Below are 15399 nucleotides of genomic sequence, written 5' to 3'. Positions count from 1 at the left end.
AAGCCTTTCAGCGCCGATGGTACTGCAGGGGGGACCCTGTGGGAGAGTAGGACGCCGCCGAACAATCATTGTGGGAAAGCCCCGCACCGATTCGAGAGAATCCTGGTGCGGGGCTTTTCTGCGTTTCCGGGTGTCTTGCAGTAACAAAAGGGGGGCCCGCCATTCTGCGGGCCCCCCTTCTGCGTTCTACAGGCGGCCGGCTGCCTTGAGGGCCAGGTACGCGTCGGCCAAGGCCGGGGCCAGGTCGCCGGGGGCCGCGTCGACGACCGTGACACCGTGGCGGGCCAGTTGGTCGGCGGTGCGGTGGCGCTGGGAGCGGGACTGGGTGGCCGCCGCGGACTCGTACACCGCGTCCACCGTGCCGCGTGCCTCGGCCATGCGGTCCACCTCGGGGTCGGCCACCGACGCGACGAGGACCGTGTGGCGCCGGCTCAGCTGCGGCAGGACCGGGAGCAGACCCTCCTCGATGGGGGCCGCGTCCAGGCCGGTCAGCAGGACCACCAGGGAGCGGCGCGGGGCGCCGGCCAGGATCGTGGAGACCATCGACCGGGCGTCGGTCTCCACGAGTTCGGGCTCCAGGGTGGCCATCGCGTTGACCAGGGCGGGCAGGACGTCGCCCGCCGACCGGCCCTGGACCTGGGCGCGTGTGCGCCGGTCGTACGCGAGCAGGTCGACGCGGTCGCCCGCGCGGGAGGCCAGGGCCGCCAGCAGCAGGGCCGCGTCCATCGCCGCGTCCAGCCGGGGGGCGTCGCCCACCCGGCCGGCGGAGGTGCGGCCGGTGTCCAGGCAGATCAGGATGTGCCGGTCGCGTTCGGGGCGCCAGGTGCGGACGGCCACCTTGTTCTGCCGGGCGGTGGCCCGCCAGTCGATGGACCGGGTGTCGTCGCCCGGCACGTAGTCCCGCAGGCTGTCGAACTCGGTGCCCTCACCGCGCGTCAGGACGCTGGTGCGGCCGTCCAGTTCGCGCAGCCTGGCCAGCCGGGAGGGCAGGTGCTTGCGGCTGGTGAAGGGCGGCAGCACGCGGACCGTCCAGGGGACGTCGTGGCTGCCCTGGCGGGCCAGCAGACCCAGCGGCCCGTACGAGCGGATCGTGACCCGGGCGGCCCGGCGGTCGCCGCGCCGGGTGGGGCGCAGCCGGGTGGTGATCCGGCGGCGTTCGCCCGGCGGGACGCGGAGCGCGTGCCGGGAGGCGTCGGTCTCCGTGCCGGGGAGCCAGCTGCTGGGCGGCCAGGCGTCGCGGAGCCGGGCCCGCAGCGGGCGGGTGCCGGGGTTGGTGACCGTCAGGTGGACCTCCGCGGCTTCGCCGAGGCGGACGTTGGTGTCGCCGGAGCGGGCCAGGCGGAGGGTGCGCACGGGGGCCGCGAGGGCGTAGTCGCAGGCGCAGGCCAGGGCCAGCGGGCCGTTGACGGCCAGCAGACCCGTCCAGCTGGGTTCCAGCAGGCCGACGGGGATCGAGCCGAGGGCCGCGAGGAGCGCGGCGCGTCCGGTGAGGGCCATCAGCGCGGTACGGGGACGTGGGCCAGGATCGCGTTGATGACCGAGTCCGCGGTGACGCCTTCCATCTCCGCCTCGGGGCGCAGCTGGACGCGGTGCCGCAGCGTGGGCAGGGCGAGGGCCTTCACGTCGTCCGGGATGACGTAGTCGCGGCCGGTGAGCCAGGCCCAGGCGCGGGAGGTGGCCAGCAGGGCGGTGGCGCCGCGGGGGGAGACGCCCAGGGTGAGGGAGGGCGACTCGCGGGTGGCGCGGCAGATGTCGACGACGTACCCGGTGATCTCGGGGGAGACGGCGGTCTTCGCGATGGCGTCGCGGGCGGCCTCCAGGTCGGCGGCGGTGGCGACGGGGCGTACGCCGGCGGCGGCGAGGTCGCGGGGGTTGAAGCCCTGGGCGTGGCGGGTGAGGACGTCGATCTCGTCCTGGCGGGACGGGAGGGGGACGGTGAGCTTGAGGAGGAAGCGGTCCAGCTGTGCTTCCGGGAGGGGGTAGGTGCCCTCGTACTCGACGGGGTTCTGCGTGGCGGCGACCAGGAAGGGGTCGGGCAGCGGGCGCGGGGTGCCGTCGACGGTGACCTGCCGCTCCTCCATGGCCTCCAGGAGGGAGGACTGGGTCTTGGGAGGGGTGCGGTTGATCTCGTCCGCGAGGAGGAGGTTGGTGAAGACCGGGCCGGGCTGGAAGGAGAACTCGGCGGTGCGCGCGTCGTACACGAGGGAGCCGGTGACGTCGCTGGGCATCAGGTCGGGGGTGAACTGGACGCGCTTGGTGTCGAGTTCGAGGGAGGCGGCGAGGGCGCGCACCAGGAGGGTCTTGGCGACGCCGGGGACGCCTTCGAGGAGCACGTGGCCGCGGCAGAGGAGGGCGACGACGAGACCGGTGACGGCGGGGTCCTGGCCGACCACGGCCTTGCCGATCTCGGTGCGGAGGGCCTCCAGCGCGGAGCGCGCGCGGTCCGCGGTGGCTGCGTGGTCTGCGGGCTGGGCCGTCATGAGGAGCGGACCTCCCTTTCGAGGGCGTCGAGGTGGTCGGTGAGCGCGACGAGGGCCGCGTCGTCGGTGGGTGCGGGTCCGAACAGCAGGCCCGTCAGGTCGCGTCCGTCGCCCGGGAGTTGGGCGGCGACCGCGGGGGTCAGGGTGGCCGGGTCGTGGGCGCCGGCCGGGGGTACGCCGAGGAGTGCGGCGAGGCGTTCCCGGGTGGCGGCGCGCAGCACCTGGGCGGCACGGTCGCGGGCGTCGGCCTTGCGGTAGAGGCGGGCGCGGCCCTCGGTGGCCTCGGAGGCGCGGACGACGACCGGGAGGTCCTCGTGGACCAGGGGGCCGAGCCGCCGGGCGCGCCAGGCGGCGGCGAGGACGGCGGCGACGAGGAGCTGGAGCAGGGCCCAGGACCAGCCGTCGGGGATCAGGTCGGAGAAGCTCTGCTCGGTGCCCTCGCCGGTGGCCGCGGGGTCGGTGAGCGTGGGCAGGTACCACGTCACCTCGGGGCGGGTGCCGAGGAGTTGCAGGGCCAGGGAGGCGTTGCCCTCGTCGGCCAGGTTCTCGTTGAGGAGGGGTGCGGGGGAGCCGAGGAGGACGGTGTCCGCGCCGTCCCGGCCGGGGAGGACGAGGAGGGTGGCGGGACCGCCGTCCTCGTAGCAGGAGACGGCTCCCTGACGGGTCGTCGTGTACGCGAGTCCCTCGCCGGTGGTGGCGCGGCCCGCGCCGGCCGCCGGGGCGTACCCGCACCGCGGGTCCAGTACCTCGTCGCCGCCGGTGGCCGAGGCGGTGACGCCCGGGGCGAGGCCGGTCAGGGCGGTGGGGCCGGGGGAGAGCAGGACGGTGCGGCCGCCGGAGAGGTCCATGGCCGTCTTGAGGGTGTCGCGCTGGCCGTCGGTGAGGAGGCCGGGCGAGGTGACGACGAGCGTGGTGCCCGGGGCGGCCGCGGTGACGGCTTCGGCGGTGGTGGTGACCACGTGGGTGCGGATGCCGTGGCCGGTGAGGATTTCGGCGAGGGCGCGGGTGCCCTGGGGGTCGGCGGAGCGGGGGTCGAGGCGGCCGTGTGCCTCGCCGGAGTTGAGTGCGGCGAGCACGACGCCGGCCAGGAGGAGCGCCGCGAGGGCCAGCAGGGGGCCGCGGGCGCGGGCCCACAGCTGTGCCGGGCCGGGGGCGGTGGAGGTGCGGCCGGGGGTGGCGGCGGGGGCGGGGGCGGTGGTGCCGGTCATCCGGCGGCTCCCGGGGTGGTGGCGTCGAGGAGGGGGCGGGTCCGTTCCAGGGTGAGGTCGAGGTCCCGCAGGCGTACGTAGGCCTCCTGGTCGGCGGTGCGGCCGCCGTAGGTGACGTCGTCGAAGGCCCTTGCCGCGGCGCGCAGGGCGTCGGCGTGCCCGGGGAGGGTGCGGGCGGCCTCGGCGGCGGCCTCGTCGGCGGTGCGGCCGGGGCGCGGGTCGAGGAGGGTGCGTTCCTCCAGGGAGCGGACCAGGGCGCGCATCCGCTCCTGGACGGCTTCGGTCCAGCGGCCCGCCGCGGCGTGCGCCTCGGCGGCGGTGCGGTGTTCCGCGGCGCTGCGGGGGCGGTCGTCGAAGAGGGCGGCGGCGGAGGCGGCGGCGCGGCGGGGGGTGCCGAGCCGCCACCAGAGGGCGGCGAGGAGGGCGAGTACCAGCAGGACGACCACGACGAGGCCGAGCGTGCCGCCGGGGGTGACCCCGGAGGCGGCGTCGAGCACGTCGTCCACCCAGTCCCAGAAGGCGCTCCAGGCGCGCTGGAGCAGGCCCGGGTCGTTCTCGTGGTACATCGGCTTGGACAGTTCGCGTTCGGCCGCCTCGCGGGCGGGGACGCGGGGTGTCGTCACCGGTGGTTCGTCCGCGCGGCGGGCCAGTGCGGCCGCCGCGCGGGTGGTCGTGCCCCCCGTGGCCGTCACCGCATCAGCCTCCCGCGGCGGCGGTGCCGGGCGGGGTGTCGCCGGGGCCGTGGAGGCCGGCGGCGCGGGCCAGCTCCAGGTCCAGGGCCTCGCGCCGGATGCGCTGGTCGATGTACAGGAGGACGGTGACGCCCGCGCTGATCGGCATGGTGACGGTCAGGGCGATCACGGAGCCGATCGCGGTGATGACGAGGAAGCCCCAGCTGTAGGTGGCGGTGCCCTCGACGATGCCCTGGAAGCCGTCGCCGCCGAAGATCATGCCGGCGATCGTGAAGGGGAAGACGATGATGCCCGCCACGATGCTGGTGATGATGCCGGTCAGGAGCGTGATCAGGAAGATCCGCCACCAGGAGCCGCGGACCAGGCGGGCCGAGCGGGCGAGCGACTTGAGGACGGGCTGCTTCTCCAGCATCAGGGCCGGGGAGGCCAGGCTGAAGCGGACGTAGAGCCAGAGGGCGACGGGGAAGGCGAAGAGCAGGCCGCCGACGCCGAGTCCCCAGCTGCCGGCGAGGATGCCGGGCAGCAGGCCGACGGCGAAGATCGCCACGACCACCAGCAGGAGCAGCAGGGTGAGCCCGGTGAGCTTCAGCAGTCGCGGGCGGGCCTCCTGCCAGGCCTCGGCGACGGTGGAGGTGCGGCCGAGCACGGCCCGGCTGAACACCATCGTCAGGGTGGCGGTGGCGAGGATCGTGCCGACCAGGGTGATGACCTGGGCGACGGCGCTCGCCGCGATGCTGCCGCCGATGGCGTCGAGCTGCTGGCGGAGTGCGGCCTCCGGGTCGCCGGTGGCGGCCGTGTTGAGGTCGTCGAGCGCGAAGCCCTGGACCAGGGTGATCGCGAGCTGGGTGACCACGGCCACCGCGAGGGTGATCGAGAGGACCGTGCGCCAGTGGGCGCGCATGGTGGAGACCGCGCCGTCCAGGATCTCGCCGACGCCGAGGGGGCGCAGCGGGATCACGCCGGGCTTGGGCGCGTACGGCTTTGCGCCCCAGGCGCTGTGGGCGCCGCCGCCGGAGGACGGGTCCCAGCCGCCGCCGGGGGTGCCCCAGCCCTGGCCGGGCCCGCCGGGCGTGCCGGGACCCTGGGCCGGGCCGCCGGGGGTGACGCCGGTCCACTGGCCAGCGGGGGGCTGCTGGGCCGACCACCGCTGGTCTGCCGGGGGCGTGGCGCCGGTGCCGCCGTCGGGAGCGGTGGCGGCCGGGTCGGGGGCGGGGGCCGCTCCGTCCGGCGTGGCCGCCGCCCCGTCGGGGCGTTCGCCGTCCGACGGGGAGGATCCGGGCGAGGCCCAGCCCGGAGAGTCGTTCATCGTCACTCCTTCACGTGCCCGTACGGGGGCGGGGCGCTGGTCGGCTGCCATCGTGCCATGTGGTTGGGCCGATCGGGCGGGCCCCCGGGGTTGTTTCCCGATCTAGGTCCGTGCCGGGGGTCCCGTGGCCCCGGGGCCTCCCGAGCCTTCTGCCGGCACCCGCGGACGGGGCAGACTGGGGGGCCGGATCACGACGGGTGACCGGGGCGAAACCGCTGGTCGCACTGCTGTGTGCCAGCTCACCGCCGGGTAACGATTGGCTAATGGGATGATGTCAGTCATGAAGGGACGCGTCCTTGTCGTCGACGACGACACCGCGCTGGCCGAGATGCTCGGCATTGTGCTGCGTGGAGAAGGTTTCGAGCCGTCGTTCGTCGCGGACGGCGACAAGGCCCTGGCTGCCTTCCGTGAGGCCAAGCCGGACCTGGTGCTGCTGGATCTCATGCTGCCCGGACGGGACGGCATAGAGGTCTGCCGGCTGATCCGGGCCGAGTCGGGTGTGCCGATCGTGATGCTCACGGCCAAGAGCGACACCGTCGACGTGGTCGTCGGCCTGGAGTCGGGTGCCGACGACTACATCGTCAAGCCGTTCAAGCCCAAGGAGCTGGTGGCCCGCATCAGGGCCCGCCTGCGCCGCTCCGAGGAGCCGGCCCCCGAGCAGCTCACCATCGGTGACCTGGTCATCGACGTGGCCGGGCACTCGGTGAAGCGGGACGGGCAGTCGATCGCGCTGACCCCGCTGGAGTTCGACCTGCTGGTGGCGCTCGCGCGCAAGCCGTGGCAGGTGTTCACCCGCGAGGTGCTGCTGGAGCAGGTGTGGGGCTACCGCCACGCCGCCGACACCCGGCTCGTCAACGTGCACGTACAGCGGCTGCGCTCCAAGGTCGAGAAGGACCCGGAGCGCCCCGAGATCGTGGTGACCGTCCGTGGCGTCGGCTACAAGGCGGGGCCGAGCTGACATGCCGTCCCGCACGGCCCCCCGGGGCGGCCGGCGGTTCCTGATCGGAGCGTCCGGCCGGCCCCTGCTCCGTCTCTTCGTGCGCTGGGTGCGCCGACCGCTGCTGCCGGCGATCCGGCTGTGGCGGCGCAACCTCCAGCTGCGCGTCGTCGCGGGCACGCTGCTGATGTCGCTCGGCGTGGTCCTGCTGCTCGGTTTCGTCGTCATCGGACAGGTCAGCAACGGCCTGCTCGTCGCCAAGGAGGAGGCGGCCCAGAGCCAGGCCTCCGGCGGTTTCGCGGTCGCGCAGGAGAAGGCCAACGCGCCCGCGGTGACCGGCGCCCAGGACAACGCGGCGGGTGACAACCGGGCCGGGCGCAACGCCAGTGCCTGGATGTCCGACCTGGTCGAGCAGCTCGCCAGCAGCGGCCAGAAGGCGTACTCCGTCGTCGCGCTCGGCGCCGGCGAGGCCGAGGACGCGGCCGGCGACCTCGGCTCCGGCGTCCGCGGCCCGCGCGCCTCCGGTGGGGTCGACCCGACCGCGAGCGTGCCGGCGGCACTGCGCACGGCCGTCGACAGCGGGGCCGGGCCGTACCAGACCTTCTCCAGCATCGAGTACACGAGCAGCGGCAAGGCCCCCGAGCCCGCGCTGGTGATCGGCAAGCGGCTCACGGACATCAACGGCGACCCGTACCACCTGTACTACCTCTTCCCGCTCACGCAGGAGGAGGAGTCGCTGAACCTGATCAAGGCGACCATCGCGACCGCCGGCCTGTTCGTCGTCGTGCTGCTGTGCGCCATCGCCTGGCTGCTGGTGCGGCAGGTCGTCACGCCGGTGCGGATGGCCGCCGGGATCGCCGAGCGGCTCTCCGCCGGGCGCCTCCAGGAGCGGATGAAGGTCACCGGCGAGGACGACATCGCGCGCCTGGGCGAGGCCTTCAACAAGATGGCCCAGAACCTCCAGCTCAAGATCCAGCAGCTGGAGGACCTCTCGCGCATGCAGCGGCGGTTCGTCTCCGACGTCTCCCACGAGCTGCGCACGCCGCTGACGACCGTGCGGATGGCCGCGGACGTCATCCACGACGCCCGGGTCGACTTCGACCCGGTGACCGCGCGCTCCGCGGAGCTGCTCGCCAGCCAGCTGGACCGCTTCGAGACGCTGCTCGCCGACCTGCTGGAGATCAGCCGGTTCGACGCGGGCGCCGCGGCGCTGGAGGCCGAGCCGATAGACCTGCGCGACGTCGTACGCCGGGTCATCGACGGCGCCGAGCCGCTGGCCGAGCGCAAGGGCAGCCGGATCCGGGTGCTCGGCGACTCCCAGCCGGTGGTCGCCGAGGCGGACGCGCGCCGGGTGGAGCGCGTGCTGCGCAACCTCGTGGTCAACGCCGTGGAGCACGGCGAGGGCAAGGACGTGGTGGTCCGGCTGGCCTCGGCCGGCGGGGCGGTGGCCGTGGCCGTACGCGACTACGGCGTGGGCCTGAAGCCCGGCGAGGCCACCCGGGTGTTCAACCGCTTCTGGCGGGCCGACCCCGCGCGGGCCAGGACCACCGGCGGCACGGGCCTCGGCCTGTCGATCGCCGTCGAGGACGCCCGGCTGCACGGCGGCTGGCTGCAGGCCTGGGGCGAGCCCGGCGGCGGCTCGCAGTTCCGGCTGACGCTGCCCCGTACGGCGGACGAGCCGCTGCGCGGTTCGCCGATCCCGCTGGAGCCGGAGGACTCGCGGGCCGCCCGCGCCCGCGCCGCGGCCAAGGTGGAGGAGCGGTCCGGTGACCTGCCCCCCCAGGGCGTCGCCGAGCGGGACCGCGACCCGATACCGCCGCGCACCCTCGTCGCCACGGCCGTGCCCACCGACCCCACCGCGCTGCCCGGCAACGGCGCACGGGTGGTGGCCAGGCCCGGCGGCGACCAGGCCGCCCCGCAAGGACAGACAGCCCGGCCGACGGGCACGGACCGGGAGGACGGCGCAGGTGGACGCTGAGGCCCCGCAGGCCACCGAGACGACGGGCCGGGACGGCCGCGCCGGCCGGGACGACCGCAAGGGCCGGGACGGCCGCAGCGGCCGCGGCACCGGCGGTGGCCGGGGACGTCGCTGGCGGGCGGCGGGAGCCCTGGGCGGCGGCGCCCTGCTGCTGGCCGGCTGCGCCTCGATGCCCGACAGCGGCGAGGTCAAGCAGGTCGAGGCCTCCCAGGGCGTCGACTCGCAGGTCCGGGTCTTCGGCGTGCCGCCGAAGGACAAGGCCACCCCGTTCGAGATCGTCGACGGCTTCCTGGAGGCCATGACCAGCGACGACCCGAAGCTGGCCATCGCGCGCGAGTACCTGACCAAGAAGGCCGCGGCGAAGTGGAACCCGGGCAAGGGGATCACGGTCCTGTCGTCCGAGCTCAACCGCCAGCGCCTCGGCGCCGGCAACGACCAGGACGAGGAGGGGCAGCGCTTCGAGCTGTCCGGCAACCGCCTGGCCCGCGTGGACGAGCGCAGCGCCTACCAGCCGGAGGCCGGGAACGCCTCGTACAAGGAGTACCTCCAGCTGGTGAAGGAGGACAACCAGTGGCGGATCGACGGGCTCCCCGACGGCCTGGTGCTCGGTGAGTCCGACTTCCAGCGCATCTTCCGGTCCGTCAACAAGTACTACTTCGCCTCGGGGATGCTCGTCGCCGACCCGGTGTTCGTGCGCCAGCGCCCCGACCCGGAGTCGCGCATGGACGCCATCACCCAGACCGTGCAGTCCCTGCTCGCGGGCCCCTCGAAGTGGCTCGGCCCGGTGGTCGGTTCGAGCTTCCCCACCGGTACGGCCCTGCGCGACGGCACGCGCACGCTCTCGTACGACGGGGACAACGCGCTGCGGGTGCCGCTCAACGGCAAGGCCGACAACGTCGCCGACAGCCAGTGCCGGCGGATGGCCACCCAGCTGCTGTTCACGGTGAAGGACCTGACGGCCTCCCGGGTGACCAGCGTCGAACTGCTGCGCTCCGACGGCAAGTCGGCCCTGTGCCAGGTCGGCGAGCCCGAGGCCACGGTCACCGCGAACCGCTTCTCCAACGTCTCGCCGCAGCACCAGTACTACGTGGACCCCGAGAACCGGCTGCGCAGGATCCAGCTGATGTCCGACAGCGAGGCCAGGCCGGACCAGGGCGAGCCCGTGGCCGGGCCGCTGGCCACCGCGCAGCTCAAGATCGGCTCGGCGGCCGTCGCGCACGACGAGAAGCGCGCGGCGGTGATCGGCGAGAACGGCCGCGAGATGTACGTCGTCTCGCTGACCACCGGCGGGCCGCTCGGCCAGCCGCTGCTGACCAGCAAGGCGCCCGCCAACGCGGGCACCGGGCAGCGGCTCTCCGCCCCGAGCTGGGACGGCCGCGGCGACCTCTGGGTGGCCGACCGCAACCCGGCGGACCCGGCGGTGTGGGTGCTGAGCGGCGGCGAGGGCACCCCGCAGCGGGTGGACGTGGCCGGGCTGAACGGCGGCCGGATCGAGTCCCTGCGGGTCTCCTCGGACGGCGTGCGCATCGCGCTGCTGATCGAGAAGGACGGCCGGCACACCCTCCACGTGGGGCGGATCGAGCGCCCCGACGCCCGGGGCGGCAGCGAGGAGACCAGGGTGCTGGTGCGCGAGCTGCGCCCGGCGGCCCCCCAGATGGCGGACGTCACCGCGATGTCCTGGGCCTCGCGCGGGCGGCTGCTGGTCGTCGGCCGGGAGGCCGGGGGCGTGGTGCAGGCCCGCTACATGCAGGCCGACGGGTCCGTCGTGGTCTCCGGCAGCCTGCCGGGCGCCACGGGGCTGAGCGCGATCGCCGCCTCGGAGGACGAGAAGGCGCCCGTGGTCGCGTACTCCGGGACGGACGGCATCGTCTGGCTGCCGCCCGGCGCCCAGTGGCGGACCGTGGTGGACGGCGGCTCGGCCCCGGTCTACCCCGGCTGATCCGCTCCCCTCCGGACCGGACCGCCTGTCCCGGCCCACTCCTTCGGGTGAGATCCGGCCGACTTCCCCGGCACCTTCCGGGTGAGGTCCGGCCGGCTTCCGCCGTGTCCGCCCGGGGGCGCGGGCGCGCGCCGTCGGGGCGGTTGTCCACAGGGGTGGCCGGGCCGGTGCGCCGGGGGCACAGTGGAGCCATGCGGGGGTGGTGGCGGGAGCTGTCCGGGCTGGTCCTGCCGGTCGACTGCGGTGGGTGCGGCGCCGCGCGCACCCCGCTCTGCGAGGCGTGCCGCCGTGCGCTGCGCGGGGCCCGGGCGCGGCGGGTGCGGCCGAGCCCCGAGCCGTACGGGCTGCCGCCGGTGTACGCGGCCGCGCCGTACCGCGACGCGGTGCGCGCGGTGCTGCTCGCGCACAAGGAGCGCGGGGCACTGGGGCTCGCGGAGGTGCTGGGCGGTGCCCTGGCCGGGGCGGTACGGGCCGCCGCCCCCGGTGCCGGGGGAGGGCCGCTCGTACTGGTGCCCGTGCCCTCCGCGCGGCGGGCGGTGCGGGCGCGCGGGCACGACCCGGCCCGGGGGATCGCGCTGGCGGCCGCGCGGGAGCTGCGGCGCGGGGGCCGGCCGGCGCGGGTGGCGGCGGTGCTGGGGCAGCGGCGAGCGGTGGCGGACCAGGCGGGTCTGGGGGCGCGCGAGCGGCGCGCGAACCTGTCCGGGGCCCTGGAGGTCCGGCGGGGTGGTGTGCGGCTGCTGGCGGGTGGGCAGGTCGTCCTCGTGGACGACCTGGTGACCACCGGGGCGTCGCTGGCGGAAGCGGCGCGGGCGGTGCGCGCGGTGCTGCCCGGAGAAGTGTTCCCGGAAGGCGGAACACCTCCCCGAACGGTCGAATCCGATCGGGTACGAGCGGCCGTGGTCGGAGGACCTTCAGCCTCTTTCGAAAAGAATTGGAACTGACAAGATTGGCGCATCGTTGCAGGTGGTAGGAGGGAAAACACACCTGATCGGAGGTACGTTCCGGTAGCGGGTGCCGACAACCGTCCGAGCGAGATATGTTCGGTTGTAAGCGGTAATGGCGAGCACTTCGGCCCCACCAGCGGATCGCGTACTTCGGAGTTCGGGCGGGTTTCCCCGCCTCCCGAAGTCGGTGGGGTGGAGATCTTGCCGATGGGGGAGGAGGAGGTGAAAGTCGCCAAGTCCGAGGCTCCGGTGCTCACCGGAGTCTGGTGCAAAAGGGAGACGCTTCGCCCGATGAGGCGGAGCGATCCGGGAACGGAGTTCTGCGTGGACATCGTCGTCAAGGGCCGCAAGACCGAAGTGCCCGAGCGGTTCCGCAAGCACGTGGCCGAGAAGCTCAAGCTGGAGAAGATCCAGAAGCTCGACGGCAAGGTGATCAGCCTCGACGTCGAGGTGTCCAAGGAGCACAACCCGCGCCAGGCCGACCGTTCCGACCGCGTGGAGATCACGCTTCACTCACGTGGCCCGGTGATCCGGGCAGAGGCCGCGGCCGCGGACCCGTACGCGGCGCTGGACCTCGCGCACGAGAAGCTCGAGGCGCGCCTGCGCAAGCAGCACGACAAGCGCTTCAGCCGCAGGGGGACCGGCCGCCTGTCCGCCGCGGAGGTGGCCGACGCGGTGCCCGGCGCAGCGGTGCTGAACGGAAACGGCCACCTGGTCACCGAGGAGAGCGACGAGATCCCGACGACGCGGATCGGCTCGCTCGAAGTACAGGGCGAGGGACCGCTCGTGGTCCGCGAGAAGACCCACGCGGCCGCGCCCATGAGCCTGGACCAGGCGCTCTACGAAATGGAACTCGTCGGTCACGACTTCTACTTGTTCGTCGACGCGGACACCAAGCAGCCGAGCGTGGTCTACCGACGCCACGCGTACGACTACGGCGTCATCCACTTGGACGCCGACAGCCACTCGACCTCGGAAGAGGGCGGCGGAGCGGGCGGGGCGCTCGGCGGCTGACGGCCCCGGTCCCGCGCGCAGGCAAAACGTCAGCGAGATGCCCCTGGGAGGCGCTCCACGCGCCCCCGGGGGCATCCATTTGCGGCCAGCGGCCGACCATCGTGTCGGCCGGGCATGGAATCATGGCGGGCAGCCAACGGGCGGCCTGGGCGCCCGATTCGGCGCGGCACATGTACTTCGGGCCACGGCCTTCAGGGGGAGGAACGATGGCGGACAGCTTCGGACCGGTTCACGAGGACGAGGCGGACTGCTCCGGGACACCCGGCGCGGGCCACGGCGGGGAACCGATCCGGGTCCTGGTCGTCGACGACCACGCGCTCTTCCGCCGCGGGCTGGAGATCGTGCTGGCCCAGGAGGAGGACATCCAGGTCGTGGGCGAGGCCGGGGACGGCGCCGAGGCCGTGGACAAGGCCGCGGACCTGCTCCCCGACATCATCCTCATGGACGTGCGGATGCCCCGGCGCGGTGGCATCGAGGCCTGCACCTCCATCAAGGAGGTGGCCCCCAGCGCGAAGATCATCATGCTGACGATCAGCGACGAGGAGGCCGACCTCTACGACGCGATCAAGGCCGGGGCCACCGGCTACCTCCTCAAGGAGATCTCCACCGACGAGGTGGCGACCGCGATCCGGGCCGTCGCCGACGGCCAGTCGCAGATCAGCCCCTCGATGGCGTCGAAGCTGCTGACCGAGTTCAAGTCGATGATCCAGCGCACCGACGAGCGGCGGCTGGTGCCCGCGCCCCGGCTGACCGACCGTGAGCTGGAGGTCCTGAAGCTGGTGGCGACCGGGATGAACAACCGTGACATCGCCAAGGAGTTGTTCATCTCCGAGAACACGGTGAAGAACCACGTGCGGAACATCCTGGAGAAGCTCCAGCTGCACTCCCGCATGGAGGCCGTGGTCTACGCGATGCGGGAGAAGATCCTCGAAATCCGCTGACCGCGCCCGGGCCCGCGCCCGCGCCCGGGCCCGCGCCCGCGCCCGCGCCCGGGCACGGGCCCGCGCCCGTACCCGGGCCGGCGGACGTACGCGCACCGGGGCCCGGGCCGGCGGGCCGCGGGCCCACCCGGCCCCCGGCCGCTCCCGCCGTACGGGTCCTACGCGCCCAGCACCGCCAGCTCCGCGCTGACCGCGGCGGCCTGCTCCGGGGTGGCGCCGCGCTCCACCCGTACCGCGTCACAGCCCACCCACCCGGCCGCCTCCCGCAGCGCGGCCGCGACCGCGGGCGCCGACTTCGGGGTCTCCAGGGACAGCTGACGGGCCACCAGCGTCGTCCCCTCGCGGGCCGGGTCCACCCGGCCGACGAGCCGCCCGCCCGCCAGCACGGGCATCGCGAAGTAGCCGTGCACGCGCTTGGGCTTGGGGACGTACGCCTCCAGCTTGTGCGCGAAGCCGAAGATCCGCTCCGTACGCGGCCGGTCCCACACCAGGGAGTCGAAGGGCGACAGCAGCGTCGTGCGGTGGCGGCCGCGCGGCTCGGTGGCCAGCGCCTCCGGATCGGCCCAGGCCGGCTTGCCCCAGCCCTCGACCTCCACCGGCACCAGGCCGGAACCGGCGATCACCGCGTCGACCTGCTCGCCCTTGAGGCGGTGGTAATCAGCCAGATCCGCGCGCGTGCCCACCCCGAGCGAGCGGCCGGCCAGGGCCACCAGCCGGCGCAGGCACTCGGCGTCGTCCAGATCGTCGTGGAACAGCTCGTCCGGCACCGCGCGCTCGGCCAGGTCGTACACCCGCTTCCAGCCGCGCCGCTCGGTCACGACCACGTCCCCGGCGTCCAGCAGCCACTCGACGGCGATCTTGGTCTCGGACCAGTCCCACCACGGACCGCCGTTCTTCGCGCCGCCCAGCTGCGTCGAGGTCAGCGGGCCTTCGGCGCGCAGCCGGTCGAGGACCAGGCGGCACGAGGCCTCCTTGTCCTGCATCCGGTGCCAGCGGTACCCGTGGGCCCGCTTGACCCGGCGCCGGAAGGCGAAGTGCGGCCACTCCTCGATCGGCAGGATGCAGGCCGCGTGGGACCAGTACTCGAAGGCGTGGCTGTCGGTCCAGTACGCCCGCTCGACCGCCTCCCGGCCGACCGCGCCCAGCCGCGCGTACGGGATCAGCTCGTGCGAGCGCGCCAGCACCGAGATGGTGTCGAGCTGTACGGCGCCCAGGTGGCGGAGTATGCCGCGGACCCCCGCGCGCCGGTCGGGGGCTCCGATGAACCCCTGGGCGCGCAGGGCGATGCGGCGTGCTTCGTCGGCGGAGAGCGAGACCATGGTCATGGCCGCACCTTAGGCGGCACCACTGACAACGCCTCCCCGGGCGGCACTCAGGCCCCGGCGGCCGTGTCCGACTCGTGCGGCAGCGCGCTCGGCAGGCCCAGGTCGGACGGGAGCAGCGCCGCGGACCAGCAGTCGCGCAGGACGCCGTCGTGCTCCATGCCCGAGCGCTGGACGCCCTCCATCACGAAGCCGACCTTCTCGGCGATGGCGCGCGAGGCGTCGTTGCCGACGCCGGCCCGCCAGACCAGCCGTACCACTCCGGCCTCGGCGAAGGCCCAGTGGGCGGCGGCGCGCACGGCCTCGGTCGTGTAGCCCTTGCCGCGGTGGCCGGGGGCGGCCCAGTAGCCGATCTCGTGGATGTGGTCGTCGAGCCGGTGCACGCAGAGCGCGGCGACGAGCGGGCCGCCGTCGGCCTCGCGGGCGACGAAGTTGTACTGGGAGCCGTCCTTCCACCCGGCGGGCACGGTCTCCTCGACGAAGCGGGCGGCGGCCTCCACCGGGTACGGGTCCGGGATCGTCATCCAGCGGCGGATCTCGGGGTCGTGGCAGGCCGCGTGCATCTCGGCCGTGTCCTCGGGGGTGTGCGGGCGCAGGACGAGGCGTGCGGTGGTCAGGGTGACCATGTCCATCGGGTG

The 15399-nt window shown here is 74.3% G+C and carries 13 protein-coding genes; 6 read left to right on the top strand and 7 right to left on the bottom strand.

What is annotated here, in order from left to right:
• Positions 1-186: 186 nt before the first annotated feature.
• The 5 genes from ACIQUR_RS26750 to ACIQUR_RS26730 are packed head-to-tail and all read right to left on the bottom strand — an operon-like array spanning position 187 to position 5686.
• Positions 187-1497 carry a DUF58 domain-containing protein gene (locus ACIQUR_RS26750; protein ID WP_403669085.1) on the bottom strand — a complete coding sequence of 437 codons (1311 nt, stop codon included), beginning with the start codon at positions 1495-1497 and terminating at the stop codon, positions 187-189.
• Positions 1497-2480 (bottom strand): AAA family ATPase, encoded by a 984-nt coding sequence (locus ACIQUR_RS26745; RefSeq protein ID WP_403669082.1) that lies wholly within the window; start codon positions 2478-2480, stop codon positions 1497-1499. The genes ACIQUR_RS26750 and ACIQUR_RS26745 overlap by 1 nt, the downstream gene beginning before the upstream one ends.
• On the bottom strand, positions 2477-3688 hold the full coding sequence (locus ACIQUR_RS26740) for a DUF4350 domain-containing protein (protein ID WP_403669079.1): 1212 nt from the start codon (positions 3686-3688) through the stop codon (positions 2477-2479). The genes ACIQUR_RS26745 and ACIQUR_RS26740 overlap by 4 nt, the downstream gene beginning before the upstream one ends.
• The gene (locus tag ACIQUR_RS26735) at positions 3685-4380 is read right to left on the bottom strand and encodes a DUF4129 domain-containing protein (protein WP_403669076.1); all 696 of its coding nucleotides are present in this window, start codon (positions 4378-4380) and stop codon (positions 3685-3687) included. Before ACIQUR_RS26735 ends, ACIQUR_RS26740 begins: the two co-directional genes overlap by 4 nt.
• Positions 4381-4384: 4 nt before the next feature.
• The gene (locus tag ACIQUR_RS26730) at positions 4385-5686 is read right to left on the bottom strand and encodes a hypothetical protein (RefSeq protein WP_403669073.1); all 1302 of its coding nucleotides are present in this window, start codon (positions 5684-5686) and stop codon (positions 4385-4387) included.
• Positions 5687-5954: 268 nt separating this feature from the next.
• Between ACIQUR_RS26730 and mtrA the strand changes: the two genes are divergently transcribed.
• The 6 genes from mtrA (at position 5955) to ACIQUR_RS26700 (ending at position 13439) form a co-directional block, all read left to right on the top strand.
• Positions 5955-6644: a two-component system response regulator MtrA gene (mtrA, locus tag ACIQUR_RS26725; RefSeq protein WP_399944632.1), complete on the top strand. Its 690-nt coding sequence runs from the start codon at positions 5955-5957 to the stop codon at positions 6642-6644.
• 1 nt (position 6645) lies between these two features.
• On the top strand, positions 6646-8601 hold the full coding sequence (gene mtrB, locus ACIQUR_RS26720; protein WP_403669069.1) for an MtrAB system histidine kinase MtrB: 1956 nt from the start codon (positions 6646-6648) through the stop codon (positions 8599-8601).
• On the top strand, positions 8591-10540 hold the full coding sequence (locus ACIQUR_RS26715; RefSeq protein ID WP_403669066.1) for an LpqB family beta-propeller domain-containing protein: 1950 nt from the start codon (positions 8591-8593) through the stop codon (positions 10538-10540). Before mtrB ends, ACIQUR_RS26715 begins: the two co-directional genes overlap by 11 nt.
• 191 nt (positions 10541-10731) lie before the next feature.
• Positions 10732-11481 carry a ComF family protein gene (locus ACIQUR_RS26710; protein WP_403669063.1) on the top strand — a complete coding sequence of 250 codons (750 nt, stop codon included), beginning with the start codon at positions 10732-10734 and terminating at the stop codon, positions 11479-11481.
• A gap of 327 nt (positions 11482-11808) precedes the next feature.
• Positions 11809-12498 (top strand): ribosome hibernation-promoting factor, HPF/YfiA family, encoded by a 690-nt coding sequence (hpf, locus tag ACIQUR_RS26705; RefSeq protein WP_403669131.1) that lies wholly within the window; start codon positions 11809-11811, stop codon positions 12496-12498.
• A gap of 206 nt (positions 12499-12704) precedes the next feature.
• The gene (locus tag ACIQUR_RS26700) at positions 12705-13439 is read left to right on the top strand and encodes a response regulator (protein ID WP_399944646.1); all 735 of its coding nucleotides are present in this window, start codon (positions 12705-12707) and stop codon (positions 13437-13439) included.
• Positions 13440-13597: 158 nt separating this feature from the next.
• On the opposite strand, the gene ACIQUR_RS26695 is transcribed toward ACIQUR_RS26700, so the two are convergent.
• Both ACIQUR_RS26695 and ACIQUR_RS26690 read right to left on the bottom strand, forming a co-directional pair.
• Complete coding sequence (locus ACIQUR_RS26695) at positions 13598-14758, bottom strand: winged helix-turn-helix domain-containing protein (RefSeq protein ID WP_403669128.1); 1161 nt, start codon at positions 14756-14758, stop codon at positions 13598-13600.
• 53 nt (positions 14759-14811) lie between these two features.
• On the bottom strand, positions 14812-15393 hold the full coding sequence (locus tag ACIQUR_RS26690) for a GNAT family N-acetyltransferase (protein ID WP_403669059.1): 582 nt from the start codon (positions 15391-15393) through the stop codon (positions 14812-14814).
• Between the last annotated feature and the right edge of the window lie 6 nt (positions 15394-15399).

The organism is Streptomyces sp. NPDC101132, assembly GCF_044759225.1.
Classification (GTDB): domain Bacteria; phylum Actinomycetota; class Actinomycetes; order Streptomycetales; family Streptomycetaceae; genus Streptomyces.
This window is presented reverse-complemented; position numbering and strand designations above follow the sequence as displayed.

What these genes read in the sequence shown, in the direction of transcription:
- ACIQUR_RS26740 (WP_403669079.1), bottom strand. Translation starts at nt 3,688, where the DNA reads ATGACCGGCACCACCGCCCCCGCCCCCGCCGCCACCCCCGGCCGCACC.
- ACIQUR_RS26750 (WP_403669085.1), bottom strand. Translation starts at nt 1,497, where the DNA reads ATGGCCCTCACCGGACGCGCCGCGCTCCTCGCGGCCCTCGGCTCGATC.
- ACIQUR_RS26695 (WP_403669128.1), bottom strand. Translation starts at nt 14,758, where the DNA reads ATGGTCTCGCTCTCCGCCGACGAAGCACGCCGCATCGCCCTGCGCGCC.
- ACIQUR_RS26700 (WP_399944646.1), top strand. Translation starts at nt 12,705, where the DNA reads ATGGCGGACAGCTTCGGACCGGTTCACGAGGACGAGGCGGACTGCTCC.
- mtrA (WP_399944632.1), top strand. Translation starts at nt 5,955, where the DNA reads ATGATGTCAGTCATGAAGGGACGCGTCCTTGTCGTCGACGACGACACC.
- ACIQUR_RS26730 (WP_403669073.1), bottom strand. Translation starts at nt 5,686, where the DNA reads ATGAACGACTCTCCGGGCTGGGCCTCGCCCGGATCCTCCCCGTCGGAC.
- ACIQUR_RS26745 (WP_403669082.1), bottom strand. Translation starts at nt 2,480, where the DNA reads ATGACGGCCCAGCCCGCAGACCACGCAGCCACCGCGGACCGCGCGCGC.
- mtrB (WP_403669069.1), top strand. Translation starts at nt 6,646, where the DNA reads ATGCCGTCCCGCACGGCCCCCCGGGGCGGCCGGCGGTTCCTGATCGGA.
- ACIQUR_RS26690 (WP_403669059.1), bottom strand. Translation starts at nt 15,393, where the DNA reads ATGGACATGGTCACCCTGACCACCGCACGCCTCGTCCTGCGCCCGCAC.
- ACIQUR_RS26710 (WP_403669063.1), top strand. Translation starts at nt 10,732, where the DNA reads ATGCGGGGGTGGTGGCGGGAGCTGTCCGGGCTGGTCCTGCCGGTCGAC.